27 protein-coding genes are annotated in these 25691 nt (G+C 68.6%); 12 read left to right on the forward strand and 15 right to left on the reverse strand.

The genetic code is table 11. The features are described 5' to 3' along the window. Positions 1–35: 35 nt before the first annotated feature. Complete coding sequence (locus CSC78_RS16265) at positions 36–761, forward strand: glutamine amidotransferase (RefSeq protein WP_274379370.1); 726 nt, start codon at positions 36–38, stop codon at positions 759–761. 33 nt (positions 762–794) lie between these two features. After that, positions 795–1676 (forward strand): BPSS1780 family membrane protein, encoded by an 882-nt coding sequence (locus CSC78_RS16270; protein ID WP_162338914.1) that lies wholly within the window; start codon positions 795–797, stop codon positions 1674–1676. A gap of 338 nt (positions 1677–2014) precedes the next feature. Here the strand turns inward: CSC78_RS16270 and tatC are convergent, their stop codons facing one another. The 4 genes from tatC to CSC78_RS16290 form a co-directional block, all read right to left on the reverse strand. Further along, on the reverse strand, positions 2015–2773 hold the full coding sequence (gene tatC, locus CSC78_RS16275) for a twin-arginine translocase subunit TatC (protein WP_162338915.1): 759 nt from the start codon (positions 2771–2773) through the stop codon (positions 2015–2017). Further along, the gene (gene tatB / locus CSC78_RS16280) at positions 2770–3285 is read right to left on the reverse strand and encodes a Sec-independent protein translocase protein TatB (protein WP_162338916.1); all 516 of its coding nucleotides are present in this window, start codon (positions 3283–3285) and stop codon (positions 2770–2772) included. Before tatB ends, tatC begins: the two co-directional genes overlap by 4 nt. Positions 3286–3309: 24 nt before the next feature. Beyond that, positions 3310–3531 (reverse strand): Sec-independent protein translocase subunit TatA, encoded by a 222-nt coding sequence (gene tatA / locus CSC78_RS16285; protein WP_162338917.1) that lies wholly within the window; start codon positions 3529–3531, stop codon positions 3310–3312. Between the two features lie 81 nt (positions 3532–3612). Then, positions 3613–4470 (reverse strand): lipid-binding SYLF domain-containing protein, encoded by an 858-nt coding sequence (locus CSC78_RS16290; protein WP_162338918.1) that lies wholly within the window; start codon positions 4468–4470, stop codon positions 3613–3615. A 149-nt stretch (positions 4471–4619) separates the two neighbouring features. Here CSC78_RS16290 and hemH point away from each other — a divergent pair, with 149 nt between their 5' ends. Continuing rightward, on the forward strand, positions 4620–5582 hold the full coding sequence (gene hemH, locus CSC78_RS16295; protein ID WP_162338919.1) for a ferrochelatase: 963 nt from the start codon (positions 4620–4622) through the stop codon (positions 5580–5582). Beyond that, positions 5579–6424, forward strand: a complete 846-nt coding sequence (locus tag CSC78_RS16300; RefSeq protein WP_162338920.1) for an alpha/beta fold hydrolase — start codon at positions 5579–5581, stop codon at positions 6422–6424. The genes hemH and CSC78_RS16300 overlap by 4 nt, the downstream gene beginning before the upstream one ends. Here CSC78_RS16300 and CSC78_RS16305 read toward each other — a convergent pair. From CSC78_RS16305 to ttcA, 4 genes are all read right to left on the reverse strand, one after another. Beyond that, positions 6404–7024, reverse strand: a complete 621-nt coding sequence (locus CSC78_RS16305; RefSeq protein WP_162338921.1) for a hypothetical protein — start codon at positions 7022–7024, stop codon at positions 6404–6406. The two genes, CSC78_RS16300 and CSC78_RS16305, sit on opposite strands and share 21 nt — an antisense overlap. Before the next feature lie 135 nt (positions 7025–7159). Further along, the gene (locus CSC78_RS16310; RefSeq protein WP_162338922.1) at positions 7160–7948 is read right to left on the reverse strand and encodes a M48 family metallopeptidase; all 789 of its coding nucleotides are present in this window, start codon (positions 7946–7948) and stop codon (positions 7160–7162) included. A gap of 40 nt (positions 7949–7988) precedes the next feature. Further along, positions 7989–8891 carry a recombination-associated protein RdgC gene (locus CSC78_RS16315; RefSeq protein ID WP_162338923.1) on the reverse strand — a complete coding sequence of 301 codons (903 nt, stop codon included), beginning with the start codon at positions 8889–8891 and terminating at the stop codon, positions 7989–7991. 150 nt (positions 8892–9041) lie between these two features. Then, a complete protein-coding gene (gene ttcA, locus CSC78_RS16320; RefSeq protein WP_162338924.1) occupies positions 9042–9953 on the reverse strand; it encodes a tRNA 2-thiocytidine(32) synthetase TtcA in 912 nt (303 codons plus the stop codon). Between ttcA and CSC78_RS16325 the strand changes: the two genes are divergently transcribed. Further along, complete coding sequence (locus CSC78_RS16325; protein WP_202924203.1) at positions 9952–10218, forward strand: YdcH family protein; 267 nt, start codon at positions 9952–9954, stop codon at positions 10216–10218. The genes ttcA and CSC78_RS16325 overlap by 2 nt on opposite strands. A 56-nt stretch (positions 10219–10274) precedes the next feature. Here CSC78_RS16325 and CSC78_RS16330 read toward each other — a convergent pair whose 3' ends face one another. Beyond that, a complete protein-coding gene (locus tag CSC78_RS16330) occupies positions 10275–11243 on the reverse strand; it encodes a HEAT repeat domain-containing protein (protein WP_162338925.1) in 969 nt (322 codons plus the stop codon). A 358-nt stretch (positions 11244–11601) separates the two neighbouring features. Here CSC78_RS16330 and CSC78_RS16335 point away from each other — a divergent pair, with 358 nt between their 5' ends. Continuing rightward, entirely contained in the window at positions 11602–12321 is a 720-nt protein-coding gene (locus CSC78_RS16335; protein ID WP_162338926.1) for an N-acyl amino acid synthase FeeM domain-containing protein, read from the forward strand. 12 nt (positions 12322–12333) lie between these two features. On the opposite strand, the gene CSC78_RS16340 is transcribed toward CSC78_RS16335, so the two are convergent. Then, positions 12334–13455 carry a helix-turn-helix transcriptional regulator gene (locus CSC78_RS16340; protein WP_162338927.1) on the reverse strand — a complete coding sequence of 374 codons (1122 nt, stop codon included), beginning with the start codon at positions 13453–13455 and terminating at the stop codon, positions 12334–12336. Positions 13456–13778: 323 nt separating this feature from the next. Here CSC78_RS16340 and CSC78_RS16345 point away from each other — a divergent pair, with 323 nt between their 5' ends. From CSC78_RS16345 to CSC78_RS16370, 6 genes are all read left to right on the forward strand, one after another. Further along, positions 13779–15740, forward strand: a complete 1962-nt coding sequence (locus CSC78_RS16345) for a flagellar export protein FliJ (RefSeq protein WP_162338928.1) — start codon at positions 13779–13781, stop codon at positions 15738–15740. Between the two features lie 175 nt (positions 15741–15915). Next, positions 15916–16944 carry a hypothetical protein gene (locus tag CSC78_RS16350; RefSeq protein WP_162338929.1) on the forward strand — a complete coding sequence of 343 codons (1029 nt, stop codon included), beginning with the start codon at positions 15916–15918 and terminating at the stop codon, positions 16942–16944. 92 nt (positions 16945–17036) lie between these two features. Next, the gene (locus CSC78_RS16355; protein ID WP_162338930.1) at positions 17037–17630 is read left to right on the forward strand and encodes a hypothetical protein; all 594 of its coding nucleotides are present in this window, start codon (positions 17037–17039) and stop codon (positions 17628–17630) included. Between the two features lie 35 nt (positions 17631–17665). Continuing rightward, positions 17666–18418, forward strand: a complete 753-nt coding sequence (locus tag CSC78_RS16360; RefSeq protein WP_162338931.1) for a hypothetical protein — start codon at positions 17666–17668, stop codon at positions 18416–18418. 41 nt (positions 18419–18459) lie between these two features. Beyond that, positions 18460–19011, forward strand: a complete 552-nt coding sequence (locus tag CSC78_RS16365) for a hypothetical protein (protein WP_162338932.1) — start codon at positions 18460–18462, stop codon at positions 19009–19011. A gap of 5 nt (positions 19012–19016) precedes the next feature. Next, on the forward strand, positions 19017–19568 hold the full coding sequence (locus CSC78_RS16370; protein WP_162338933.1) for a hypothetical protein: 552 nt from the start codon (positions 19017–19019) through the stop codon (positions 19566–19568). 15 nt (positions 19569–19583) lie between these two features. Here the strand turns inward: CSC78_RS16370 and plsB are convergent, their stop codons facing one another. The 5 genes from plsB to CSC78_RS16395 all read right to left on the reverse strand — a co-directional run bounded on the left by plsB (position 19584) and on the right by CSC78_RS16395 (position 25583). After that, entirely contained in the window at positions 19584–22271 is a 2688-nt protein-coding gene (gene plsB, locus CSC78_RS16375; RefSeq protein WP_162338934.1) for a glycerol-3-phosphate 1-O-acyltransferase PlsB, read from the reverse strand. A gap of 120 nt (positions 22272–22391) precedes the next feature. After that, positions 22392–22715: an excalibur calcium-binding domain-containing protein gene (locus CSC78_RS19225; RefSeq protein WP_162338954.1), complete on the reverse strand. Its 324-nt coding sequence runs from the start codon at positions 22713–22715 to the stop codon at positions 22392–22394. Positions 22716–22762: 47 nt separating this feature from the next. After that, complete coding sequence (locus CSC78_RS16385; RefSeq protein ID WP_162338935.1) at positions 22763–23695, reverse strand: hypothetical protein; 933 nt, start codon at positions 23693–23695, stop codon at positions 22763–22765. Between the two features lie 257 nt (positions 23696–23952). Then, complete coding sequence (gene pyrF / locus CSC78_RS16390; protein ID WP_202924204.1) at positions 23953–24678, reverse strand: orotidine-5'-phosphate decarboxylase; 726 nt, start codon at positions 24676–24678, stop codon at positions 23953–23955. Then, positions 24675–25583, reverse strand: coding sequence for a 5'-nucleotidase, lipoprotein e(P4) family (locus CSC78_RS16395; RefSeq protein WP_238391319.1), 909 nt, complete (start codon positions 25581–25583; stop codon positions 24675–24677). Before CSC78_RS16395 ends, pyrF begins: the two co-directional genes overlap by 4 nt. Between the last annotated feature and the right edge of the window lie 108 nt (positions 25584–25691).

Here is a 25691-nt window from a genome sequence, read left to right on the forward strand (position 1 = left end):
CTTTTCGCCCGTTCGCCGCCGTCGTGGATACTTCCGTGAAAGCCCCCTTCCTCATCGTCGAAACCGGACAGCCGGTGCAGTCGATGCGGCGTTATGGCGGCTTCCCGCACTGGATCCGCGTGGCCGCCGGGCTGGAGGCGGACGAGACCGTGGTGGCGAACGTCGAGCGCGGCGATGCGCTTCCTTCGCGCGAGGGGTTTGCCGGCGTCATCGTCAGCGGCTCCGCCGCGATGGTCACCGACCGCGCCGACTGGAGCGAGCGCAGCGCCGACTGGCTGCGCGATGCCGCCCACGAAGGCCTGCCGCTGCTGGGCATCTGCTACGGCCACCAGTTGCTGGCGCACGCGCTGGGCGGCGAGGTCGCCTACAATCCGGCCGGGCGCGAATCCGGCACCGTCCACATCGACCTGCACCCGCATGCGCAGGACGATCCGCTGTTCTCGGCGCTGCCGCTGAAGTTCACCGCGCACGCCACCCACGTGCAGACCGTGGCGCGGCCACCGGAAGGCGCCACCGTGCTGGCACGGTCGGAGCAGGACGACTGCCATGCGTTCCGCTGGCGCGACCGCGCCTGGGGCGTGCAGTTCCACCCCGAATTCGCCACCCACCACATGCGCGGTTACGTGCACGCGCGTGCCGACCACCTGCGCAGCGAGGGCCGCTGCCCCGGCACCATCGCCCGCAGCGTGACGGCGGCGCCGCAAGCCCGCAAACTATTGCGGCGGTTCGTCCGCCATGCGCGTGGCCTGCACGCGCGCTGAGCCTTCCTGCTGTACTTCTCCCAGAGAACCCCGATGTCGACGATCAACAAGGTGCCGGCCAGTGCCGGCGCAGAATGGCTGCTGGCGGGTTTCGCCCTGCTGAAGCGCGCACCGGTGCCGCTGGCGACGCTGGCGGTGCTGTGGGGCCTGCTGTCGATGGTCGTGGCGCTGGTGGCGGTGACGCTGCCGGCGATGACGCTGGCCATGCAGTTCCTGCTGGTGCTGGCCGGGCCGCTGTTCTTTGCGGGCATGCTGTGGGCCGTGCGCGAAGTCGACCAGGGTCGCGCGGCGCAGCCGTCGAACCTGCTGCAGCCCGTCCGCGACGGCCATGCGCCGGCACTGTTGGCCACGCTGCTGCCGCAACTGCTGGCTGCGCTGGTGATGGGCGCACTGCTGTTCGTGCTCGTCGGCACCGAACAGCTGCAGCATCTGGCCGATGTCTACCAGAAGATGCAGACCATCGCCGCTGCCGGTGGCCAGCCGGATCCTTCACTGGTCGAAGGCCTGCCGGCCGGCCGCCTGCTGCTGTGGCTGTTGCTGGTGACCGTCGTCTTCGTGGCGGTGGAGTGGATGACGTTCATCGCGTCGCCGCAGATCCTGTTCTCCGGCACGCACGTCATGGACGCCATGCGCAACAGCCTGCGCGCCTGCGTGCACAACTGGACCGCGATGCTGGTGTTCTACCTGCTGGCCGGCATCGCCATCTTCGCCGTGGGCATGGGCTCGCTGCTGGTCGCCTCGATCCTGGCGCTGGTCGTGGGCGGCGCCATTGCGATGGGCCTGTGGCAGTTCACCCTGATGGCGCTGGTCATGCCGGTGCTGGCGGGTGCGGCGTATGCGGCGTGGCGGCAGATGCTGGGCGAGGCGTCGGCTGCGCCGGGTGGCTCTGTGGCGCCGACCCGGATCGAAGTCTGAGCGTCGGGCAGGGCAGACGGTGGGCCGAGGCCCACCTTACCAAGCGGGTCGTTCCTTCTGTTTGAGCGTGCCAGCCGAGACCGGCCCGGGCGCCGCATTCCGTAGAGTCGAGCTTGCTCGACTGAGCCGCGACCAAGGTCGGCCGCAGAGCAGCGGAGCAAGCTCCGCTCTACGACAGGCGATCATCTGCGGTCGAGCCGCTTCATGGTTTGCTGAGCTGCGTGACGACGGCTTGAGCGTCACGAGCGGTGGGCCAAGGCCCGCCCCGTGAGGCGATCGCGTGGCTGGTGCGCGATGGTTGGCCGTCCGGGCGCGCTGCGGCGCGTTCGGCGCATCGCTCAGGCGTTGTCGGCGCGCGTGCGCGGCTTGAGCCATCCCGCCGCGACGATGCCCAGTTCGTACAGCAGGCACATCGGAATGGCGAGCATCAGCTGCGACACCACGTCGGGCGGGGTGATCAGCGCGGCGATGACGAACACCCCGACGATGGCATAGCCGCGGCCCTCGCGCAGCTGCTGCGGCGTGACCCAGCCCAGCAACACCATGATCACCAGCGCCACCGGCAGCTCGAAGCTCACGCCGAAGGCCAGGAAGATCACCATCACGAAGTCGAGGTACTTCGCCGGGTCCGGCGCCAGCGTCACGATGTCCGGCGTGAACACCGTGAGCGCGTGGAACACACTGGGCAGCACCAGGAAGTAGGCGAACGCGCATCCCGCGTAGAACAACAGGATGGCCGACACCAGCAGCGGCATCGCCAGCCGCTTCTCGTGCTTGTAGAGGCCAGGTGCGACGAAGCTCCACGCCTGGAACAGCAGCCACGGCGAAGACAGGAACAGCGCCAGGAAGAACGCCAACTTGATCGGCGCGAAGAATCCGGAGGTCGGATCGCTGGCGATCATCTGCGTGGCCTGGCCCGCGGGCAGCTGGGAAATCAGCGGCTGGGCAAGGCGGTCGTAGAGCTGGCGCACGAACGGCAGCAGTGCGAGCAGGATGATGCCGGTACCGGCCAGCCCGCGCATCAGCCGCGTGCGCAGCTCCAGCAGATGCTCCATCAGGCTGCTTTCGGCTTCCTGTCCCGGGGATGCGCGGTTCATCGTGCGTCCTTCGGCGGGAACAGGTCGGCGGTCGTGCCGGACTCGGGCGCGGGCGTCGCGTCCTGCGGCGCATCGCCGTGCGCGTCGGTGCTCGAGGCGAGACGACCTTCGTCTTCCGTCACGGGATAAGCGGAGTCCGGTGCGGGATCCACCGCCGGTGGTTTCGCCAGCGCAGGCGGCGTGATGGCGGATTCCACGTCGTCGCGCAGCGCCTTCGCGTCGTCGCGCGCGGCCTGCCGCAGGTCCTCGAACTGGCGCTCGGTCTCGCGCGTGCTGTCGCGGATGCGCTGCTCGGTATCGCGCAGGGCGTCCTGGGCGTCCTTGAGGTTGCGCTTCAATTCCTCGGACGCGAGTTCGCGTTCCAGTTCGTCCTTCACCGAATACCACTGCGCGCGCGCGCGGCGTACCCACAGGCCGGCGAAGCGCGCCGCCTTGGGCAGGCGTTCGGGACCCAGCACGATCAGCGCGACGACCGCGATGACCAGCAGTTCACTGAAACCGATATCGAACATGGCCGCGGCCGCGATGCCGCGCGATCAGTTGGCGTCGCGGTCGCGCTCTTTGGCGGCGCTGGACTCATCGGTGCGCGACTGGTCGTTCAGCTGGCCAGCCGGCGCGTCGTCGTCCTTCATGCCCTTCTTGAAGCCCTTGACCGCCTCGCCCAGGTCCTGGCCGGCGTTGCGCAGGCGCTTGGTGCCGAAGACGAGCAACACGACCACCAGCACGATGATCCAATGCCAGATGCTCAAACCGCCCATGGTGTGCTCGCAGGAAAGTTGGGGCGCTCAGGATAGCGCAGGCGGACCGCCGGGATGGCGATCCACCGCCCATTACTTCTGTCAGGGTGTGCTGTCGAGCGGCTCGGTACGCACTTCGCCGTCCTGCACCGGCTCGAATCCCTGGGTCTGCGTGGGGGCCGGGGCTTCGACCACCACCGGCGCGACGGCCGGTGCCGGCGCGCGAGCCTGGGTGTGCGCGCCGCCGGTGCCCCGATTGCCGCGGGCGAGCTCGGTGACCTCTTCCAGTTCGTCGCGGAATCCGACCACCGCGCTCGACGGTTGGCCCGCACGACTCTCGAAAATCGCGCGCGGGGTGGCGGCGCTGCCGTAGACGGCGGTGTTCGCATCGTCGTCGATCTGCAGCACGGCACCGTCGAGCGCCACGCCGGCGAACAGGCCGCGCGCGCGCGACCACGACCAGATCTCCGCCTTCAGCTGGCCATCGGTGGACGCGCTGGCATTGCGGCCGACCGGGCCGGCCGCCACGCCGGCATCGGCGCCGAGGGTGAACTTGCCGTTGACGATGGAGTCGAGCGAGCGGTCGTTGCGGAACACCAGCACCACGTCGGACGACTGCACGCCGGCCTGGAAGCCGATGCTGCCGCCGGTGAGCTTGATGAAGACCGGCTGCGACCAGCTGCCGTCCGGATTCTTCACCGACATCAGGCCGTGGCCGCGACGGCCGCCGATCACCAGGCCGGCCTTCAGCGTATCGGGGATGACGACGATCGCCCGGCCTTCGTCCAGCAGCTTGTCGGGGATGCCGTTCTCGGGAATGCGCTGGATCTCGTTGAGCACGCGCACCGCGTTGGTGGCGCGCTCGTCTTCCTTGGGACCCGCGATGGCCTGGCCGGCGAACAGGGCGGCGGCCAGCGCGAGCGCGGTGGGCGGCAGCAGACGGCGGGACGTGCGGTTCATGGCGGCTCCATCAGGGGGTTTCGCAGCAGGAGGCTGCAACTGCCTGAAAGTAGGCGGGGTCGGATGAATCGGTGCTGACAGCAGGCGCCTACCGCGATCATGGATCCGATCGATTCGGCGCGCCGCGGGCGCTCTGACACAATACACGCATGCCTGACACCCCTCCCACCGCTCTGCTTGTCGTCAACCTCGGCACGCCCGAAGCGCCCACCCCGCGCGCGGTCCGCCGCTACCTGGCCGAATTCCTGCACGACCATCGCGTGGTGCAGCTGACGCGATGGCTGTGGTGCCCGCTGCTGCACTTCGTCATCCTGCCGCTGCGCGGACCGAAGGCGGCTGCCAAGTACGCCAGCATCTGGCTGCCCGACGGCTCGCCGCTCGCGGTGCATACGCGCCGGTTGGCCGCCGCCATGCAGTCGCGGCTGCCGGACTGGCGCGTGCTCGATGCAATGCGCTACGGCGAACCCTCTCTGGCGAAGCGGCTGCAGGCGCTGCGCGCCGAGGGTATCCGTCACGTGGTCGTGCTGCCGCTGTATCCGCAGTACTCCACGACCACCACCGAGTCGGTGCGCGATGTCGTTGCGCGAGCGTCGGCGGGGCTCGAGGTACGCTTCATCGACGACTATTCGGTCGATTCGGGCTGGGTGGCCGCCGTAGTGGCGTCGATCCGGCAGTGGCGGGAGCGCCACGGTGCGGGCGAGCACCTGCTGTTCTCCTACCACGGCCTGCCGCAGCGGCTGGCGCGCAACGGCGATCCGTATCCGCAGCAGTGCGAGGCCAGCACGCGCGCCATCGTGCAGGCGCTGGGCCTGCGCGACGACGAATGGACGCTGACCTACCAGTCCCGCTTCGGCAAGGAGCGCTGGCTGGAGCCTGCCACCGACACCACGCTGCAGGCCCTCGCCGCGCGAGGGGTGCACAAGGTGGACGTGGTGTGTCCCGGTTTCGCGGTGGACTGCCTGGAGACGCTGGAGGAAGTCGGGATCGGTTTCGCCGAGCAGTTCGCCCACGCCGGCGGCGATCTGCGCTACATCGCCTGCCTCAACGACGATGGGCTGCACGCCGACGCGCTGGTCGCGCTTGCGCAACGCGCGGCCGGCACGGGCGCATGACGCTGCGCGAGTTCACCGTCGACATTCCGCTGGGCCGCATCACGGGACTGCGCGGGGGCGACGACGGGTCGCGGGTGCTGGCACTGCACGGATGGCTGGACAACGCGGCCAGCTTCGTCCCGCTGGCGGATCACCTGCCGGGCGTGCAGCTGGTGGCGCCCGACCTGCCGGGCCATGGCCGCAGCGCGCATCTTGCGCCCGGCGCCGAGTACACCAGCGGGGTGGCGGTCAATGCGGTACTCGACATCGCCGATGCGCTGGGCTGGGACACGTTCTCGCTGCTCGGTCATTCGATGGGCGCCGGCATCGCCAGCCTGATGGCGGCGGCAGTGCCGCAGCGCGTGCGGCGGCTGGTGGTGATCGAAGCGCTCGGTGGCCTGGCGGAAACCGTCGAACGCACCGCCGACCGCTGGCGCGAGGCGATCACTGCCGCGCGTGCGCTGCCCGGGAAGCCGCTGCGCGTGTTCGCCGATCTCGCCGCGCCGGTGCGCGCCCGCATGCTGGCCAACCAGTTGAGCGAGCCGGCGGCGCGGCTGCTGGTGGAGCGCGGCGTGCGGCCGGTGGACGGCGGCTTCGTCTGGAGCAGCGATCAACGGCTGACGTTGCCCACGCCGCAACGCCTCGACGAGGCGCAGCTGTCGGCCCTGGTGGCCGGCATCACCTGTCCCACCACGGTGGTCTACGCCGATCCGCCGCAGCCCTACTTTCCCGAACCGCTGCGCTCGCAGCGTGCCGCGCGCCTGCCTGACGGCAGGCTGCATGTCATCGCTGGTACCCACCACCTGCACATGGAAGATCCCGCCGGCGTCGCCGCGGTGGTCTCAGGCTTCCTGGCGTCCTGATCCGCCGCGTTTGGCGGCATGGAAGTCCATGGCCAGCGCCACGTCGCCCTTCCGGATGGGCGCGCTGCTCCGCCACCAGGCGGTGGTGACCGCGTCCAGCTCGCGGTCCTGCTGTGCCAGGCGGCGCAGGAGTGCGATGTCTTCCGCACTGGCCAGTTGTTCGTTGGGCAGGTAGTAGTGCTCCAGCGGTGCGCGCGCCGCGGCCGGTGTCCGTGTCAGGCGGGCGATGAGTCCCGCAGCCGCCAGTCCCGACAGGATGTAGCCGGCGAGCAGCACGGGAATGGAGTCGTGCGTGCTGCCGAGCCACGCCACGCCGGCGGCGGCGGGCAACAGCAGGGCGAGCAGTTTGCCGAGGCGGTCGAAGCGCTGGATGCGGCTGGCATCACGGCGTCGTTCGCGGGCGCGTGCGCCGGCTTCCTCGACCGACAGGCTCTTGCGGCTCATCAGCGCGCGGCGCGCGTTGAGGCTGGTCGCCGTTTCGGTGGCCGGGAGGTTGTACAGCGAGAACTCCCGCGAGGCGTTGCCGGCGCCGGGCGCGCGCGGAAGGGTCGCGACATTGGACGGGAAGGGCGGATGTGGCGTGGGCGGACGCTGGGTCATGGCGGACAGGCGACGGAAGGAAGGGGCCGGCCGGCGGCCCGGCGCTCCCTGCCGGCCCGCCGGATCCGGCTTGCCCTCAATTCGTGACGCGCGTCTCATTCAGGACATGGGCGGCGCGCGCTGCCCAGCGGCGCCCTACGGGGTGTTGAGCAGCCGGTGCAGCCGGGCTTTCAGCCGGCGTCCCTCGGCGTGGAACCACGCCCGCTCATCGCGCCAGGCAGGGAAGCGGATTTCGACCTCCCGCCAGAAGGCCGGTGAATGGTTGGCCTGCAGCAGGTGGCAGAGTTCGTGGACCAGCACGTACTCGAACGCCGACGGTCGGCCCAGCACCAGCGCCAGGTCCAGCGTCAGCGTGCCGTCCGGCGCCAGCGAGCCCCATTGCGAGGACATCACCTTCAGGCGGATCTGGCGTGGCGCGCGGGGCAGGCCGGCGAGGTAGCCCGGCAGCCATCGTCCGATGTCGGCGCGCGCCTCGGCTTCGTAGAACGCGCGCAACGTCCGCCGCAGGGTGACGTCGCTGACGCGGGCAGGCAGGTGGATGTGGATGCCGTCATCCAGCCGCTCGATGCGGGCGAAGCGGCCCTCGTGCCACCGCAGGGGAACGTCCTCGCCGCGCAACGGCAGGTGGGTCGTCTCCCCCGGGACGAACGCGGGCGCATCGTCGTCCGGCGCGTGGCGCGCGAGCTGCTCGGCCAGCCATCCGCGATGCTGGTGCAGGAAGCGATCGCCCGACACCAGGCTGGCGCGCCACGGCAGCGTCAGCCGTGCGCCACGCTCGTCGATGCTGAGCTTCAAGCGCTTCGCCCGCGGATCGCGGACGCGCTGGATGTCGATCGTGCGACCGTCCTCCAGCTGCATCGTCACCGTGTCGCGCTCGACGCTGCGGGGCGTGCGGGTGATCAGGCGCTGGAGCAGGGACGGCATGGGGCGATGTTAGCGGATGGGCCGCCGCGGCCGCGTGCGCTCAGTCGGCCTTGCTGAGCTTGAGCGCGTGCTCCAGCACCAGGAACAGCCGCTTCAGCTCGCCCGCCATCAGCGCGAAGCGTGCATCCAGTTCGGCGCGCAGGTCGTCGTGGTCGGTGTTCTCCAGCTGGTCGACCGCGCCGTCGAGGAACTTCAGCTTGCGCACGATCAGGTCCTCGCCGAGGACGAACGACACGTGGTCGTCCAGCACCAGCGCCAGCTTGGTGACCTGCTTGCCGGCTTCCAGGTGCTTGGCGATTTCATCGCTCTGCAGCTCCTGGTTCTGGCACTTCACCACCGCGCCGCCTTCCATCGCGTCCTTGAGCTCGCATTCCTCGCCCAACGACAGGCCTTCCGGCAGCGGCTCGCCGGCGATCCAGCCGGTCAGCACGTTGCGCGGGGCCACTTCGGCGTTGAGCGGCAGCGCGGGGAAGCTGCCGAGCGCACGGCGCACTTCCGACACCACGTTCTCGCCGGTCTTGCGCGAGGACGCGTCGACGGCGATGAAGCCGTGTTCCAGGTCGATCAGCGCATCGGTGCGCGACGGCTTCACGAACGCGCGCGGCAGCAGTTCGTGCAGCAGGTCGTCCTTCAGCCGCTTGCGGGTCTTGCCGCCGGGCTTGCGCCCTTCCTTCGCCTCGATCTCCAGCAGCTTTTTCTGCAGCAGGTCGTTGACCACGGCGCCGGGCAGGATCTTGTCCTCGCCGCCCACGCTCAGCCAGATGGCGTCGTTGATACGGTGGGACAGGGCCTCTTCGCCACGGCCGAACGGCGAGATGAAGCCGCGCGAGGACAGTTCCAGCGGACCGACGGGCTTGAGCGCGGCCTCGGGGAGGAGTTCATCGAGCTGGGAGAAATCGAGCGAGGTGGGGAAGCGGAACAGGGTCAGGTTGCGGAAGAACATGAAAGGACCGGGTTGGGAAGGGGTGGTTCGTGTTTGCTCGTCATTCCCGCGAAGGCGGGAACCCAGTGCCTTTCACGGGCGCCTGGGAATCTGTCGAACGTCGCTGGGTTCCCGCCTCCGCGGGAATGACGACGTTGGGTAAACGTGCGGTCAAGCGTCGTCGTCGGCCATCGCGTGCGGCTCGCCCGCCAGCCAGGCATGGGCGTTGGGCAACGCCGCGCCGTCGCGATGGCCCAGCGAGAGGAAATCGAACAGGTTCGGGTCGGAAAGCTGCGAGGGCCGGATGTCGCCCAGCGCGCGCGCGACGGTCTCGATGCGGCCGGGCGTCTCGCGTTCCCACGCATCCATCATCTTCTTGACCTGCTTGCGCTGCAGGTTCTCCTGGCTGCCGCAGAGGTTGCAGGGAATGATGGGGAAGCCCCTGGCCTCGGCGTATTCGGCGATGTCGTCCTCGCGCACGTAGGCGAGCGGGCGGATCACCACGTGCTTGCCGTTGTCCGACAGCAGCTTGGGCGGCATGCCCGACAGCTTGGCGTGGAAGAACATGTTCAGGAAGAACGTCGCCACCAGGTCGTCCCGGTGGTGGCCCAGCGCGATCTTGGTGAAGCCGTTCTCTTCGGCGTAGCTGTACAGCGAGCCGCGGCGCAGGCGCGAGCACAGCGAGCACATCGTCTTGCCTTCCGGGATCACCCGGCTGACCACCGAATAGGTGTCCTGCTCGATGATGTGGAACGGCACGCCGACGCGCTCCAGGTACTCCGGCAGCACGTGCTCGGGAAACCCGGGCTGTTTCTGGTCCAGGTTCACCGCCACCAGCTCGAAGCGGACCGGCGCCTTCTTCTGCAGCTGCAGCAGGATGTCCAGCATCGTGTAGCTGTCCTTGCCGCCGGACAGGCACACCATCACCTTGTCGCCCTCCTCGATCATGCCGAAATCGGCGATCGCCTGGCCGACCTGGCGGCGCAGGCGCTTGGCCAGCTTGCCCTGCTCATGCGCGACACGGCGGGGATCGACCGCCGGGCGGCGCAGGACGGGGTCGGGCAGGGGCAGGACGGTACTCATGGCGCCATTGTACCGGGGTGCGGTGACGCCCTCGCCGCCGGCGGTGTACGCTCGCGGCGTGGACATCGACAACCCCGCCGACATCGCCGAGAAGATCGCCGCGCTCCGGGTGGAGCATCGCGACCTGGACGAAGCCATCGTGCGGCTGGTCGACGACGCGGACGCCGACGAGGTCGCGATCAAGCGCCTGAAGAAGCGCAAGCTGTGGCTGAAGGACTGCATCGCGCGGCTCGAGAGCGCGCAGATCCCGGACGAGCCCGCCTGACGGCAGGGAAAACGAAGGCCCGCCGGAGCGGGCCTTCAGGTGAGCGGGCCGAAGGCCTATCGGTAGAGACGGACGACCTGCAGCGTCCAGTCGACTTCCTTGTCGCCGGCCCTGGCCTCCAGCGCGGCATGTTCCGCGGCAAGGAACGCATCGGCGGCAGGCGAATCCAGGTCGCCGATGGCTTTCAGGGCCATGGCGCGGTCCTGCCAGAGCGTGCCGTCGCGGTAGATCGATGTCAGCAGCTCCAGCTGGTCGACCGCACCCAGCGTGCCCAGCGAGGAAATGGCTGCCAGACGGACGTACTCGTCCGGATCGCGCGCCAGCACCGCCATGGGGCCGATCGCCGTCGGGTTGTTGGTGAAGCCGAGCGCGTACACGTCCAGATAACTGTCGTCGCCGCGCGTGGCGATCTTCTTCACCAGACGGTCCACATCGGCATCGCTGCTGCGCGCGCCGTGCAGGCGGGCGGCGATCTTCGCCGCCAGTTCCTTGATGGCGAGCGACAGCGGCTGGTTGAACGTGGGCTCGACGACTTCATCGAAGCTCCAGACCGGGACCTTGCCGCGCTTCACGAACACGCCGAGGCGCTGTTTGCCTTCCGACGTCACCAGCTCGCCACCCAGGAAGGTCAGCGTGACGAACGGGCTGAAGCCGTTGGCGCGATGGTTCTGCATGCGGAATGCCGTCAGTTCCAGCGTCGGCAGCCCCGTGCCTCCCAGGTCGACCTGCGTGGGCAGGCCGCGCGCCACCAGCTCGGCCTGCAGGTTGCTGGCCAGGTAGCCGGCGGCATCGAGCGGCGCGCCGTCCACCGTCAGGGCGGCGGGCAGGATGCCGCTGGAGAAGGCGCGGCCCGCGCCGGGACGGGCATCGACCAGGGCCAGCGTCGTGGCAGGCGCGCTGGTGCCGAAGACCAGCTGCTCGGAGGGCGCCGGGTGACGGACGGAATACGACTTGGGTGCGCAGCCCGCGAGCAGCGCGAGCGCGGCCACGCATGCGGCCATGCGGGCGAAATGATGGACGTGCATTGAGTTCCCCTGTGTGGTGTGACGTTCCTTGTGGCGCCCGGTCCCCACCGGATGCCGCGGGCGAGTATAGCCATGACGGCACGGCCGAGACGCGGCTGCGCGATGTCCTTGTCGGGCGACGCAATCTGACGCAGCGCGTCACTCCGGCGCAGTCCCCTGCGCCACGGCCGGGACCGCGCAATGCGCGGCAGACGCGTGGCGGCGGGCCACATGCGCGTGCAATCCACAGTTGGCCCGATGCTTGCTTGATAGCCCGCGTGGGGATGTCCCCTACCGACTGACCGTCTGCCGTCCTGCCGGCGCCGCGGTTCCCGAAGCACAGGCCTCGCGCGCTGCCGCGCCGTGGCGAGGGAGTGGCATGGAGCAGGACAAAACGTTCAACCACCGGGTGCCGATGTCCGCCCGCGAAGCGCGTATCGCATCGGCGTCGGCCGAGGCGGCGCTGGCCGGCATCGGACTACGGATGCACCGCATCCAGCCCGGGGAGCCGCTGGGCGACGTGCCGCGCCTGCGCCGCGAGGTCTACTTCCACGAGCAGGGCCAGTTCGGCGACCGCAGCAAGCGCGTCACCGATGGCCTGGACGATTGCGGCACCACGCTGGCGGTGGAGAAGGGCCAGCAGGCGATCGCGACGCTGCGCCTGCACGACTTCTCGCCGCTGGCGGTGCAGGTGGAGTACGGCAGCCTGTTCCGGATCGACGAGTTCGCGCGCACCTGGCCGTTGTCGCAGGTGGCGGTGGGCACGCGCTTCGCGGTGCAGGCCGACCAGCGCAGCAAGCCGGTGGTGGATCGCCTGATGGAAGAAGCCTACCGCTGGGCGCAGGAGTCGCGCATCCAGTTCTGCCTGCTGGCGTGCGAGCCGTTCCTGCATGGCGTGTTCGAGCACTACGGTTTCCGCGAATACCTGCCCCCGGCGATCCTGCCGGGCGGCGTTGACCTGCTGCGCATGGTGCTGGTGATGGAGGACGAACCGTATCTGTCCGAATGCGGATCACCGCTGCACCGGCTGATCCGCGAGCCCGCGCGCGCGCTGCCGTCGAAGGCGTGGCTGACGCGCCAGTTCCACGCGATGTCGTGAGCCTGAGCGCCGTCAGCAGACGGCGTTGAGCGCGGCGAGCAGCCGGACCAGCGCCGTCTGGCTGCGTTCGCCGGTCTTGTCGAACACCACCTTCAACCGTGTCTGTGCCGTCGATACCGCGATGCCGCAGGCCTGCGCCGCGAGTGCGAGGTCGGTATGCTGCAGCATCGCCACGGCAAGACGGCGCTCGGCATCAGTGAGGCCGAACAGGTGCTGCAGGGCCTGTTCCAGTCGCACAGGGCTTGCCGACGCGGTGGGCTGCACGAAGACCAGCAATGCCGCATCGCCGGCCAGCAGCGGCGGCGCCAGCGGATGCGCGGTGATCGCCACGGCGCCGATGCCGGGCGCCTGCACCACCAGCTTCTCGACATCGCCCCCGCGGCCATCCGGTCGTGCCAGCGTGGCGCGCGCAAGCAGTTGTTGCAGGGCGGCATCCTGCCAGCCCGGCGCGGCCAACTGTCCTCCTCCCGTGCGCTGCAGGACACCCAGGCCAAGCAGGTGGTCGCCAGCTCCATTCGCACGCAGCAGCTTGCGGTTGGCGGACAGTGTGAACATCGCCATCGGCGACTGCTCCAGCGCCGTCTCCAGCGAATCGACGCGCCGCTGCAGCAGCTCGAGCCGGCGCATGATGGCGTAGGCGTTCACCCAGTGCGGCACCACGCGCTGGAACAGGCCGAGCTCGTCCTCGTCGAACAGGCGGTGGCGATCGTCGCGGCAGATCGACAGCGTGATGGAATTCATCCCGTCGTAGTGGCCCACCGCCGCCACCTGCTGCTCCACGCCGAACTGGCGGTAGTAGGCGTTGTAGACGTCGGTGCGGCGCATCTGTGCATTGGGCAGCAGGTCTTCGGTATTGAACACGCGCCCGGTGGCGAGCTGCGGCATCGCGCGGCTCACCCAAGGGTCCACGTTGAGGTTGAGCGGTCGCATTTCCGCCGCCATACGCTCGGGATCCGCACCGGCCACCCGCGTCACGCTGCCGCGTCCGCAGCCCAGGTCGTGGCCGAGGATTCCGGTGAGATGGCTGTGCGTGGCCTGGCCCAGCAGGACATTGAAATCGTCCAGTCGGTCCGGGTCCAGGATCGATTCGTACAGCGGCTCGAGCACGCGCGCCAGAGCGTGGTCGTCGTTCATCGGTTGTCCCCCGTGTTGGTGCGCGGATCGTGTCCGGCCCATCTTCACCGCAGTTAATTACGAAATGCGTCCGGGCACAAGCGCGAAACGCGCCCTCGCGTCAAGTCCGGAACGGGAGTGCGCGCATCTGTCGCAGGCGGCTATCGTCCGCGGAGGGGGCGTGATCGCCGCGTGCGGCGGATCGCACGGTGCCATGGGGAGATGGCGGCCGGGAGATGCGCGGGCTCAAGGATGACGAGCGAGGTGCCGATAAGGCTGCGAAGGATTGCGCCGTGGCATCGCGTGGCGCCGTCGCACCCGACCGTCCCGTCCGGAATCCGATCATGTCCCTGTCCCGTGTCCTTCTCGTCCTTGCATGCCTGGCCATCGGCATTCCCGGCGCGCGCGCGCAGGAAGCCGCCACCACCGAGCCTGCCATCGACGCCGCTGCATGGGGGCCCTACCTCCGGTTGGCGGAACACAGCTGGCAGCTTGGCGATGGGTACCGCGTGGATTGGCATTGGTTGTCGCCGGGCCAGGAGCTCCGCGAGCAATGGATCAACCCGCACGACGGCAAGGTGGTGCAGACCAACGTCATCCGTCCTGGCGATGCGCCGGGACGACTGCTGCTGACCTCGTCGCTGCTCGGCATGAATCTCAAGTGGCAGGGGCGCATCGCGTCGCCGGGCGAGGTGGTCTGGGCGCGCGAAGGCATGATCAAGCTGCCCTACCGGCTGCGCCTCGCGAGCGATGACAAGGTGATGTACGAGGGCGTCAAGCTCAAGGACGAGCAGGTGACGGACGTGAAATACGCGCATGAGCTGAAGCCGCTGGCACCCAGCGACAGCGCGCCCGTCGTCGCGGATGCGGCCGACGTTCATGCCGGGACACCGGTGGCGACGATGCCGGCCTCCGGCTCCGAAGCGATGGCGACGACACTCGTGCCCGCGCCCGTGTCCACGCAGGCGCTGCCCGAACCGCCGCCCGCACCCGCGCCGGTCATCACCGGCCTGGGGCCGCTGGCGGCGTTGTCGGGCCAGACCTTCACCTGGTGCAAGCCCTCGCAGGTGGGTGGCAACAACTGCTACATCCGCTTCCACCAGGAAGGCGATGGGCTGCGCGTGTGTTTCTTCGCCGCCGACGGCGGCAGCGAGTGCGACTTCACCTACGTCGCCATGCCCGGCGGCAAGCAGCCCAACGAGCTCAAGCCGCATATCACGTCGCGCAAGGGCGAGTATTACGTGAGCACCGGCGCGCGCTGGAAGGACGACGGCCAGGTGCTGGAATTCACCACCCGCAAGAAGTACTACGAAAGCCTGTTGACCGAAGCCATCAAGGTGACGATGGCGCCGCACACGGGCTGGGTGCGCAACGTCGATTTCTGGGTGGCGCCGGACGGCACGCCGAAATGGCGCAGCTACGGCTGGACGGCCGGCATGCTCGGCGGACGGTCGGACACGTTCGACCGGACCTACGACCTGATGCCGGTGACGCCGGCGCTGGCGCAGGAGTATCGCGGCATCCACGCCAACTGGATGGTGCAGGACGACTACCAGCGCCAGATCGACGCGCGGCGCCGTCGCGAAGAGGAAGCGCAGCGCGAGGCCAACTTCGCGGCGTTCATGGGCGGCCTCAATACGGCCGCGGCGACCATCCAGCAGGACATGGCCGAGGTCGATCGCGCCAACCAGCGCGTAGCCGACGCGCGGCGCGCGATGGAAGAAGCGCAGGCGCGCGAACAGGCGCGACAGCAGGCCGAGCAGGCGGAGCAACTGCGCGCCCGCCAGCAGGCCCAGCAGAGCGCCCTCGCACAGCAACAGGCCAATGCGCAGGTGGCCGAACAGGCACGGCAGCAGGCGGCGCAGGAAGCCGAACGGCAACGCGTGGCACAGCAGCAGGCTGCCGACCAGACGCGCAGGAAGCAGCAGGAAGACGTCGAGCGGAAGCGCCAGGACGAGGCGCGGAGGCTGGCCGAAGAGCAGGCGAAGCAGCGCCAGCAGCAGGCGTGGCAGCAGAGCCTGCTGCTGGCCCGCAACAGCCTGCGCCTGCGCGCGGACAGCTGCCTCGGCGGCAGCGGCCGTTACTACGTTATCGGCCCGAAGACCACCGTCAACGGCTGCGTCACGGTGCACTACGAAGCGCGATGCCCCGGCGTTGGGCAGGGCGCGGGCGTGCAGGGCAGCCAGCACAACTACATCGGCGGCAGCTGCATGGGCGTGGGCGATGCGATCGCCATTCCCGGTTCGCCGCTGTCGTGCCCGGTAGAGCAGGTGACGGTGCGGGTGACGGAGGTGACGGGATGCTGATGAAAACGAAGGCGAGGAAACCCTCGGCGATCCGAACGCCGGCATGCCGGTTCGCGCCCTGAGTCCGCACAACCGCCCCACTCCCTGAAGCCACGTCTCCCAGCAGTCTGAAGCGAGGACTCCGCCCGTGATGCCATTCCAACCTGTCGCCCGATCCCGCCGGAAACGCGCGGGCATGGCGCTACTGGCCATGCTGGCCGCCGCCGTGGCGCCTGCCGGTGCCGAGGAAAAGCCGCAATGGCGTCGCGCCGTCGAAGCGGCGAACGAACTCTCGTACGAGTGCTTCGGCGAGAAGAAGGACGCCGACTGCGAGGCGATGATCCGCCACTACGATGCGGCGATGGCGGCGCCGGACGCCGATGAGGGTGTCCGTCACGAAGTCTTCAAGTACCGCCTGAATGCGGTTGCCGCGTACGGCGGCAATCTCGTGGAGGCGGGCGATACAGCACGTGCATTGTCCGTGCTGTACGCCGGGCACAAGGAGATGCAAAAACACCTGGACGGCGGCAAGCATGCGCATACCGTGATCGACAACCTGCGCCTGCAGGGTCATTTCCTGAAGGCGCTGGTCGCGTCCGGCGACCTGGAGAATGCGGACGCGGTGGTGGACCTGCCGCGCCAGGTGGTGCCCCACTACTACGAACGGCTCGACACCTCCCGCGACAACGAAAGAACGATGGCGCTGATCGCCGAGGGCGTGGTACGCAGCGAAGCATTGGAAACCGACTATGGCAACGCCCTGATCGCCCATTCCAGTGCGCTGGGAGGCGACCCGCGCGCGAAGGCGGTGCGCGCTGACGCCATCGTGGCGTACCGCAACGCGTTGCAGTGGCTGCAGCGCGGCGACGCGGAGGGCTGGTCCATGCCATTCGAGGGCACCAACGCGATCCGGTTCGCGGAGCTCAACAACGCACTCGGCAAGGCACTGTTCGCGTCCGGCGATCGCAAGGGCGCGGTCGAGGCGCACAACCTCGCGTTTGTCGCGGCCCAGTGCAAGGGCTTCGACGACGGCTCGCTGCATGACTTCGACAAGATCACCGCGGCCCGGCCGTGCCGGGAGGCGGTGGCGGGCTACATGGCGGCGTCCGGCGAGACGCAGCGGCTCGCGAAGGACGCGGCAGAAGCGATGTACCGGCAGCAGATGGATCTGTACGGAACCGACATCAGCAAGCTGCTGCGGGCAGCGCCGAAACAGGCGGATTGAGCCGGTCCGGTGTAGCGCAGTCCAGGCATCTGTCGAAAAGCAGCAAACATCCAAGCAAAACACGGCCCGGACGGGCGACAAGGAAGAAGCGAATGAATGTCTCCCACAAGATATGGCTCCTGGCACTGCTGGCCGCGCCATTTCCGGTACATGCGCAACAGCAGACGGTGGAGGGCGCCCACCTGTTTCTCTCGAAAGTGGTCGAGCAAGGCGCAACCACGTTCGAGATCGATAGCGGGAGTGGCTGGAACACCGTGAGCGCGGACAAGTCCTACTGCCGCTACTACAACTACGACACGGCTTCCGGCATCAGGGCAGGGGAGTACGGCTGTGGGGACTACAAGACGTCGACCCATCGCGTAGCGGATTTCAAGCTGACGTCTATCACCAAACTGGTGCGTTGTTCCTCGCAGATCTCCACACCGGAGGTCCAGGCGAAGCAAATCGAGGTCGATGACGGTCCGAAGAACTACTGGAACGTCCGCCTGCCTTACCGCAAGCCATCGTATGTCATCGACTGGGACAAGGCGGCAGAGGTCAGGCAGGAAGGCAGCAGTGTGGTCGTGCGCGGGATCAAGCCCGCCATGCGCTTCAACCTGGCCTCGGAGCCGCTGGCCACACGCGTGGCTTATGCGATGGAATTCCTGCGCACCCAGTGCGACGCCACGTCGGGAACGGGGTTCTGATGAAACGGCGATGGACACCATGCGCGCTGGTTGCCATGACGGTGATGGTGGCGGCTGCGCCTGTCGTTCAAGCGCAGCAGGACGAAAGAAGCTACATCATCATCTCCGCGCCAAGTTGCAGCGCGGACCGGCTGGACCTTTGCAGCAGCCCGCAGGACAAGGCGCGTGCCGAAGCCGAAAGGCGCGCCCGCGACGAGAAGGCGGCCGAGGCCCGCCGCGCGCAGGCGCGTCGTGACACGATGATCAATGAAGAGATGGCGCGGTTGGGCATGGCACCCCACCGGCGCGCGGAAGCCGAGCGGCTGACCGATATGCGGCTGGCGGCGGAAAAGGCGCGCGGTGGCGCCAAGCCGCCGGACCCCGCGGCCTCGGGCCAGCCGGACGATGCCGCGACCGCCGGGCGCAAGCGCCGCGAAGCGCTCGAAGCCGAGCGGGCGGAACGCGAGCGGGCTGAAGCCGAAGCGAAGAAGAAGCGCGAGGACGACCTGCGCAAGCACCTGGCGGCGGAGCGGGCCGGCATCCGCCTGCGCGCGCTCAAGTGCGGCGGGCAGGACACCGTCACCGGCACGCGCCCCGCGGTCTCGCCGCGCATCGCCAACTGCATCTCCGTCCAGTACGAGGCGCGTTGTCCCGGCGTACCGCAAGGCCAGGGCATCAACATGGTGTTCGCCAATTTCGTCGGAGGGAACTCCTGTTACGGAGACACCCAGAAGCTCAATCCACCTCTGGCTTGCAAGCCCGAGACTGCCATCGTTGACGTACGTTCGGTGACAGTCTGCGGCTGGTAATCCGGTGGCTACTGAAGCCTCCCAACCTCGGAAGATCGTCCATGAGAAAACACCTGCTTGTTCCTGCTCTACTCCTGTTGCCATGCGTCGGTCTACATGCGCAGGAGGGCGCCCAGACGGTGGAGAACGCGCAGAAGTTCATTGCGCTGACCTTGCCCGACAACCGATACGTGCCCGGCGACCTCTTCCATGTGCTCGACGAAGCAAAGAAGGTGGGCGGCGCCGCGATACGGGGTACGGGGAGAATCACCGATGCGAATGCGCTGGCGCGCTGCAGGTCGAGGATCCTCTTCGACATGTCGGCGGTAACGATGGAAGGCTGGCCGAGTGGTCGACCCAGCCAGAGCAAGATGTATTACCTGCCCGATACGTTTCCCGACGCTTACCCAAAATGGGGAACCAACAAGGAAGGATTCTCCTGGGGTGACGTGAAGGAAGTGAAGGCCGAGGGCACGGACGTCATCCTGCTCTTTAAGGGTGGTTTGGCGCATTCGCGCATCTACCTGGGTGCGGAGACTCTGGCGTCGCGCGTCGCGTATGCCATCGAGTTCCTGCGTACCAGTTGCGACGCTGCTGCCGGTACCGGCTTCTGAACATGATGCGTTTGAGTCTGTCATTCGCCATGCTGCTGGCGTGTTTCCCTGCGCATGCGGACTCGTGGGCACCGCCCGGCGTACAGGTGAAAGCCAGCGCATCGGGCGCGTATCTGGTTCGTATGGAGCCCGGTCGGCGCGGTCTGAAGCCGGCAGGTACGACGATCTGCCGCTACGATGCCAAGGCCGAGCGCTACACGCGATCGACGGCGTACGTGCCCCCGCATGCGATTTCGCCAGTCGATCCAGTGCTTGCCGGCAACGGCACGGTGGTGGCACTCGATGAATGGGCGCAGGTGGGGCGCGGCGTCGTGCTCACCGTGCATGCTGCCGACGGCACGCCCACGCATCGCTACACCTTGTCGAGCTTGCTGGGCGAAAAGGCGGCCGTGGCCGCGCCCGCTACCGTCAGTTCCACGTGGTGGCGCTGTGGCGAACCTGCGTTGATTGCAGGCGGCCATGTCGTGCGTGTGGTCACCTACGACGAAGGCGAACTGCGTGTGGATTTGCGAGACGGCACCGTCGATTACACGCCCGGTGACGGACGCTGCCAGTAGGCGGCCGCGTTTCCGTCAGTCCTGCGGCACCGCCACAGGCTCGGCCGGCTTGGCCGCTTCCGGGCTGACCTTCTCGATGGTGTGGCGCAGTTCGCGGCCGAGGATGGCCTTGGCGTCGCGCGCCCAGGCGTCCAGGCGTTCGTCGAACAGCAGTTTGCTGTTCTCGTCGGGCCAGACCAGCTTCAGTTCGCGCAGCTTCTGGATGAAGCCGCGGAACAGTGTCTTGTCGAAGAACTCCGGCGCGGCCGGCGCGTACAGCAGGCTGAGGCGCTGCGCCGCCTGCTGGCACAGGCTTTCCAGTTCCGCCGCGCCCAGCGTGCCCGGGCCGTTCTTCACCAGCACCGAAATGGCGATGTAGTAGCGCTCGAACGCCTGCTGCAGCGAGTGGCCGATCGCACGCAGGCGGAACACCTCGTCGGTCTGGCCGGCGCTGCGCGCCAGGATGCCGCCATCGTCGTCGTTGACCTGCTGCAGCAGGCCTTCGCGGACGAACACCTCGATGGTGCGCTCCATGCGCTCGGCGAACTCGTCCTCGGTCCACGGCAGGAACAGCTCGGCCTGCAGGAACGGATACAGCGTGCGGCCCAGCCGCAGCACGCCGGCACGGCTCATGCGGCGGTTGTTCTGGAAGCAGCACGCGATCCACGACGAGGCCGTGAACAGGTGCAGCACGTTGTTGCGGTAATAACTGAGCAGCACGGCGGTGTCGTCGTCCACGCTCAGCACGTCGCCGAGCGGATGCTTGATCCGCTGCAGCATGTTGATGTCTTCGGCGTGGGAGATGATGCGGTCAGGCGAGTGCGGGGTGACGGTGACGCGGTCGGAGTAGGGCAACTCGGCCAGCAGCGTCTTCGACAGTTCGATCTGCGCGACCAGGTCGGCCTCGCCCATCGCGTGCTTCGGCGTGGACAGCAGCGCCAGCGCCAGCAGGTTGATCGGGTTCACGTCGGCGGCGCGGTTGATGTTGACCTGGATCTGCTGGGCCAGCGCATCGACGATGTCGGACAGCCACGAGGGCTTTTCCTCTTCACCGACCGGCGTGCCGTCCCACTCCGGCGCGTGCCTGGCGAGTGCGTCGTTCAACGGGATAGGCTCGCCGAAGTTCACCACCACCTGGCCGTAGTTCTGCCGCAGCACCTTGGGGATGCCCCACAGCACGGCCCAGATGGATTCCTTCTCCTTCGGCCGGCCGCTGAGTTCGTCCAGGTAGCTGGTGCCTTCCAGCAGTTTCTCGTAGCCGATGTAGACCGGCTGGAACAGCACCGGCTTGCGCGGCTGGCGCAGGAACGCGCGCAGCGTCATCGAGATCATGCCGCCCTTCGGCGGCAGCAGCCGGCCGGTGCGCGAGCGACCGCCTTCGATGAAGTACTCCAGCGAGTAGCCACCGGACACCAGCTGCGCCACATATTCGGTGAACACGGCCGAGTACAGCGGGTTGCCACGGAAGCTGCGGCGCATGAAGAACGCGCCGCCCTTGCGCAGCAGCGTGCCCACCACCGGCAGGTTGAGGTTGATGCCGGCCGCGATGTGCGGCGGCACGATGCCGCGTTCGTACAGCAGGTACGACAGCAGCAGGTAGTCCATATGGCTGCGGTGGCAGGGCACGTAGACGACTTCGTGGCCGGGTGCGGCTTCCTTGAACTTGTCCAGGTGGTGGACCAGCACGCCGTCGTAGATCTGGTTCCACACGTGGCTCAACAGGAAGCTGGCCGAGCGCACCACCGGATTGGAGTAGTCGGCGGCGATTTCCCAGGCGTAGGCGTGCGCCTTCTTCCACGCGTCCTCGGGCTTGGACTTGTCGCGCCGGGCCTGTTCGGCGATGGCGTCCTTCACCGGCTCGGCGGCCAGCACCTGGTCGACCAGCAGGCGGCGCGTGGACAGGTCGGGGCCGATGACGGCCTCACGGATGCGGTGGAAGTGCGTGCGCAGCACACGCGAGAGCTTGCGGACCGTGCGCTCGGGCTCCAGGCCTTCGTCGACGGTGCCGCGCAGCGAGACCGGCGGCGCGAAGCGCACGATGGTGCCGCGGCCGTTGAGCAGGATGGCGAGCAGGCGGCGGAAGCGGCCCACGATCGCCCAGTTCTCGGAGAACAGCACCGAGAACCAGCCGCTCTGCTTGTCGGGCGCGCGGCCGACGAAGATCGACACCGGCACCAGTTGCACGTCAAGGTCCGGCTGGGCGCGATGCGCCTGCAGCAGCTTGGCCAGCGAGCCGGAATGCGTCTTGGCGCTGACCTGGTCGGGAATCAGCGTGCTGGCGTTGCGGCGCGACAGCGCCACGTAGGCGCGCTTGCGACCGAGGGGATTGCCGCCGACCGGCAGCGGCACCAGCGGCGAGGGCAGACCGGCGTCGCGGCAGGCGCGGTCGAGGATCAGCGCGTTCGACAGGCCGTAGTCTTCCAGCACGTAGCAGACCGGACGGCCGTCGAGCAGATCGGCCGGCACCCCGGGTTCGATGTTCAACGCCAGCCACGGGTCCGCCAGTCGCCCCAGCAGGCGCGCCCACAGCGGGCGCTTGGCTTGGCGGGCGGCGGTGTACGGTGCCATCGGTACGCCCGCGGTCACCGGTGCATCAGCGGCGGCCACGGGGTCGGCCGATGCGTCGGACGCAGGCGCGTCCGACGTCGCGGGTTTCTTCTCCGGCGGCGTCGGGGTCGGGCCGTCCGGGAACGGCAGGGAATTCTGTTCAGGCATCGGCCGCATTATGGCCCACGCCCGTGGCCGGCTGGAAAGCGGTTACAGCGTCCGCCGCCGCCCCTGTCGGCATTCCGGGGCTCTTCGGGCGGCGGGAAGAAATCCTGCAAGTGTCTGAAACGCAAGGATTCACCGCCCCCGGTACGGCTCGCAACCGACGCCATCGTTGTCGCGGTCCAGGTGAGGTCCGTAGCCGGGATCGCCCCGCCGTACCGGCGCTGCGCCATGCGCGCGGGCTTCGTCGCAGTTGCGGAAGGCGCGCCCCGGCCCTGCGCCGTCAAGGCGCGCGGGCCCGGAGGATGCGGGGCGTTGGTCGGGCGCGGGTGCGGTCAGCGTCGTGCGGGGCGGGGTGCCGCCGCGATGGCAGTGGTACTCGCCGGTCTTCCGGTTCGTATGACAACCGTGCTTGTCGAGACCGCCCGGATGCGCATGCGTGGCGGACACGCATGCCATCAGCGTGGCCAGCGCCAAGACCGTGATCGCGCAGGACCGCCGGTTCGTCACGGCGGCGATGGCGTCTCTTCTTCGGCGGGCGGCGCCGGCAGCGTGTCCGGCGCGGGCGTCGCCGCCGCCAGTACCTCGTCGGCATGCCTGAGGTAGTCGCTGAGGTACCACCGGCCGTCGCGCCGGGTCAGGCTGACCACGGTATCGATCTCGCGTTCGCCCAGCGGGTAGTGGATGCGCACCGTGGCGGTGTCGCCCTTCTGTTCGACCAGGCCGGTGCGCAGGTCGGTGAAGGTGGCATCCAGCGGCAGCCCATAACGCGTGAACGTGGCCTTGGCCTCGATGAAGAACGGCGTCAGCCGCCGCAGGCTATCGGTCATGCCGGCGTCGTTGAGCGCCTGTTCGGTGGTCAGCCCAGTGCGTCGCGCGGCCGGCGCGAGCCGCGCCAGCGAGGCCTTGGCCAGTGCGGGATCGCCGAGTGGCGCCTGCTGCGCCCAGTCGCCGAGGGCCGCGATCACCTGCGCGTAGTGGTCGCGTTCCTCCTGGGTGTAGTCGCCTTCGTTCTTCACGTATTGCACGCCGAACAGGCCCAGCGTGCGAGCGGCCTCCTTCAGGTCGCGGTCCTGGCGGGCGAACTGGCGGTCAAAGCTGCGTTGCAGGGTCTTCTCCGCGTCCTTCGCCGACAGCGCGGCCAGCATCGGCACCAGTTTGTCGTCCAGCGGCAGTTCGGTGAGCGGCCAGCGGCTGTGGCCGGCACGCCAGGCGGCGTCCAATCGTGCGTGCACATCGGGCGGCACGGCATCGCGGGCGAAGCCGACCAGGTCGTTGCGCTGCAGGTGCGAGGCCAACTGGCGGACGGCGGCGGCCGGCTCGCTGGCGGCGCCGGCGAGTTCCACGGGTTCGCGCTTCTTGCAGGCGGCGATCAGCAGCAGCGACAGCCCGAGGGCTGCCAGCACGCGCAGGACGGACGCGGACGGCTTCGGCTTCATGCGGTGTGACTCCCCAGTCGCCCCGCATCTTCGCGGCCGGCGCGGGAGGCGGCAAGCATGGCCGTCGCAAGTTGCCGGTCGCCGGACCATAAAAAAGGAGGCCGGGCGTCTTGCGACGTCGCGACCTCCTGAAATCCGGTCGAAACCGGAGGACGAAGTGTTGTGGCACATCTCCGGCCCAGAGGCCGGATGCGCACAGACTACCCGCGCCCGAATGCTAAGGCAACACCTGAAATAGATATAGGTAAGCTATTGAATTAATTGAATACGCCAGCGATCTCATGCTGGATAGCTTCCGCCGCGGCACGTGGATCCTGCGCCTTGCTGATCGGCCGACCCACCACGATGGCATCGGCCCCCAGCGCGAACGCCTCGGCCACGCCGACCGTGCGCTTCTGGTCGTCGCCCACCGGGCCGCCCGGCCGGATGCCGGGACAGACGATGGAGAAGCCGGGTCCTGTCGCGGCGCGGATCATGCCGGCCTCCTGACCCGAGCAGATCACGCCGTCGATGCCGGCCGCCTGCGCAGCCAGTGCGCGTTGCGCGACGATGCCGGCCGGTTCGCCGCCATTGATGCCCATGGCGCGAAGATCGCTGCCATCCATCGAGGTCAGTACGGTCACCGCCAGCAGCCGCAGCTCGCCGCCGCGAGCCTCGGCCGCCGCTTCCATCATCCCCGCATGCCACCCGTGGATGGTGGCGTAGGTCACCGGCCATCGGGACAGGCCGCGGATCACTCCGGCCACGGTGGCGGGGATGTCGAAGAACTTCAGGTCGACGAACACGCGCTTGTCGCGGCGCGCCAGTTCGTCCAGCACGGTGAAGTAGTCGCCGCTGGCCAGCAGCTCCATGCCGATCTTGTAGAACTGCACCGCATCGCCCAGCCGGTCGACCCACGCCAGCGCGTCGGCGCCGGACGGCGCGTCCAGCGCGAAGATCAGGCGCTCGCGCGCGCTGAGCGCGACGGGGCCGACGGCACTCACGGTGCGTAGTCCAGCGCGTCGCGCTTGGCCTGCGTGCGTGCGGCGGGCGGCTGGTCCCAGGCGTTGTTGAACAGCGCCGGCTCCCACGAGCCATAGGTCGGGTTGGGCAGCATCCACCAGCGCTCGCCGAACCAGTCGTCGTACTCGTCGAACAGCGCCTGGCGGCCGTCGCGGGTGTTGGCTTCCACCTGCACGAAATCACCGATCTGGTCGCCGAACTGCATCAGCACGCGGTACTGCTGGCCGGCCAGGCGGCGGCGGCAGTTCTTTTCGCTGCCGTTCTGCTCGCAGCCCTCCAGCACCGTACCCAGGCCAAGGAACACGCTGTCGTCGGCAACCGGCAGGCCGGCGTCGCGCAGGTTGGCCAGCGTCGCGTCCTTCAGGTGCACGGCGCGGTTGGAGATGTACAGGATGGTCACGCCCTTGGCGGCGGCGGCCTTGGCGAAATCGACCACGCCCGGCAGCGGCTTGGCCTTCTTCTCGGCCACCCACTGGTCCCAGCTGATTTCGTCGTACTCCTTGCCGTCGCGGATCAGGCGCGCCTGGTAGGGCGAGTTGTCCAGTACCGTCTCGTCGACGTCCATCACCACGGCCGGCTTCAGGCCGGTGGCGGCGTTGCCGCGTTCGCTGGGCACCAGCGCGTCCCAGTGCTTTTCCTTCAGCGCGACGTCCAGGTGGTCTGCGGCGGCGCGGAAGGTCTGCGTGGTGATCGCGCGGTACTCGACCGACGTCTGCACCCACGCCACGGCATTGAGGTTGTCGTGCGTGCCGGTGGGCTTCGACGGCGTTTCAGCGGCGGCGGGCGCGGCTGCATCGGCTGGCGCAGCGGCGGGTTCGGTGCGTTTGCAGGCGGCCAGGGTCAGCAACGACGCCGCCAGGCCGGCGGCAAGCAGGGAAACGCGCATGGAAGATCCCATTTCGAATGTGCGGGAATTCTAGCCGACCGGTGTTACACGCGTCGTTTGGCACGACGGTGCGCGGGTTATCCTGCCGGCCCGTTCCTGATCCCGATC

The organism is Pseudoxanthomonas japonensis (genome assembly GCF_010093445.1).
Lineage (GTDB): Bacteria > Pseudomonadota > Gammaproteobacteria > Xanthomonadales > Xanthomonadaceae > Pseudoxanthomonas_A > Pseudoxanthomonas_A japonensis.

Coding starts and splice junctions, on each gene's coding strand:
- CSC78_RS16270 (WP_162338914.1), top strand. CDS start 795: ATGTCGACGATCAACAAGGTGCCGGCCAGTGCCGGCGCAGAATGGCTG.
- tatC (WP_162338915.1), bottom strand. CDS start 2,773: ATGAACCGCGCATCCCCGGGACAGGAAGCCGAAAGCAGCCTGATGGAG.
- tatB (WP_162338916.1), bottom strand. CDS start 3,285: ATGTTCGATATCGGTTTCAGTGAACTGCTGGTCATCGCGGTCGTCGCG.
- tatA (WP_162338917.1), bottom strand. CDS start 3,531: ATGGGCGGTTTGAGCATCTGGCATTGGATCATCGTGCTGGTGGTCGTG.
- CSC78_RS16290 (WP_162338918.1), bottom strand. CDS start 4,470: ATGAACCGCACGTCCCGCCGTCTGCTGCCGCCCACCGCGCTCGCGCTG.
- hemH (WP_162338919.1), top strand. CDS start 4,620: ATGCCTGACACCCCTCCCACCGCTCTGCTTGTCGTCAACCTCGGCACG.
- CSC78_RS16300 (WP_162338920.1), top strand. CDS start 5,579: ATGACGCTGCGCGAGTTCACCGTCGACATTCCGCTGGGCCGCATCACG.
- CSC78_RS16305 (WP_162338921.1), bottom strand. CDS start 7,024: ATGACCCAGCGTCCGCCCACGCCACATCCGCCCTTCCCGTCCAATGTC.
- CSC78_RS16310 (WP_162338922.1), bottom strand. CDS start 7,948: ATGCCGTCCCTGCTCCAGCGCCTGATCACCCGCACGCCCCGCAGCGTC.
- CSC78_RS16315 (WP_162338923.1), bottom strand. CDS start 8,891: ATGTTCTTCCGCAACCTGACCCTGTTCCGCTTCCCCACCTCGCTCGAT.
- CSC78_RS16325 (WP_202924203.1), top strand. CDS start 9,952: ATGGCGCCATTGTACCGGGGTGCGGTGACGCCCTCGCCGCCGGCGGTG.
- ttcA (WP_162338924.1), bottom strand. CDS start 9,953: ATGAGTACCGTCCTGCCCCTGCCCGACCCCGTCCTGCGCCGCCCGGCG.
- CSC78_RS16330 (WP_162338925.1), bottom strand. CDS start 11,243: ATGCACGTCCATCATTTCGCCCGCATGGCCGCATGCGTGGCCGCGCTC.
- CSC78_RS16335 (WP_162338926.1), top strand. CDS start 11,602: ATGGAGCAGGACAAAACGTTCAACCACCGGGTGCCGATGTCCGCCCGC.
- CSC78_RS16340 (WP_162338927.1), bottom strand. CDS start 13,455: ATGAACGACGACCACGCTCTGGCGCGCGTGCTCGAGCCGCTGTACGAA.
- CSC78_RS16345 (WP_162338928.1), top strand. CDS start 13,779: ATGTCCCTGTCCCGTGTCCTTCTCGTCCTTGCATGCCTGGCCATCGGC.
- CSC78_RS16350 (WP_162338929.1), top strand. CDS start 15,916: ATGGCGCTACTGGCCATGCTGGCCGCCGCCGTGGCGCCTGCCGGTGCC.
- CSC78_RS16355 (WP_162338930.1), top strand. CDS start 17,037: ATGAATGTCTCCCACAAGATATGGCTCCTGGCACTGCTGGCCGCGCCA.
- CSC78_RS16360 (WP_162338931.1), top strand. CDS start 17,666: ATGACGGTGATGGTGGCGGCTGCGCCTGTCGTTCAAGCGCAGCAGGAC.
- CSC78_RS16365 (WP_162338932.1), top strand. CDS start 18,460: ATGAGAAAACACCTGCTTGTTCCTGCTCTACTCCTGTTGCCATGCGTC.
- CSC78_RS16370 (WP_162338933.1), top strand. CDS start 19,017: ATGCGTTTGAGTCTGTCATTCGCCATGCTGCTGGCGTGTTTCCCTGCG.
- plsB (WP_162338934.1), bottom strand. CDS start 22,271: ATGCGGCCGATGCCTGAACAGAATTCCCTGCCGTTCCCGGACGGCCCG.
- CSC78_RS19225 (WP_162338954.1), bottom strand. CDS start 22,715: ATGGCATGCGTGTCCGCCACGCATGCGCATCCGGGCGGTCTCGACAAG.
- CSC78_RS16385 (WP_162338935.1), bottom strand. CDS start 23,695: ATGAAGCCGAAGCCGTCCGCGTCCGTCCTGCGCGTGCTGGCAGCCCTC.
- CSC78_RS16395 (WP_238391319.1), bottom strand. CDS start 25,583: ATGCGCGTTTCCCTGCTTGCCGCCGGCCTGGCGGCGTCGTTGCTGACC.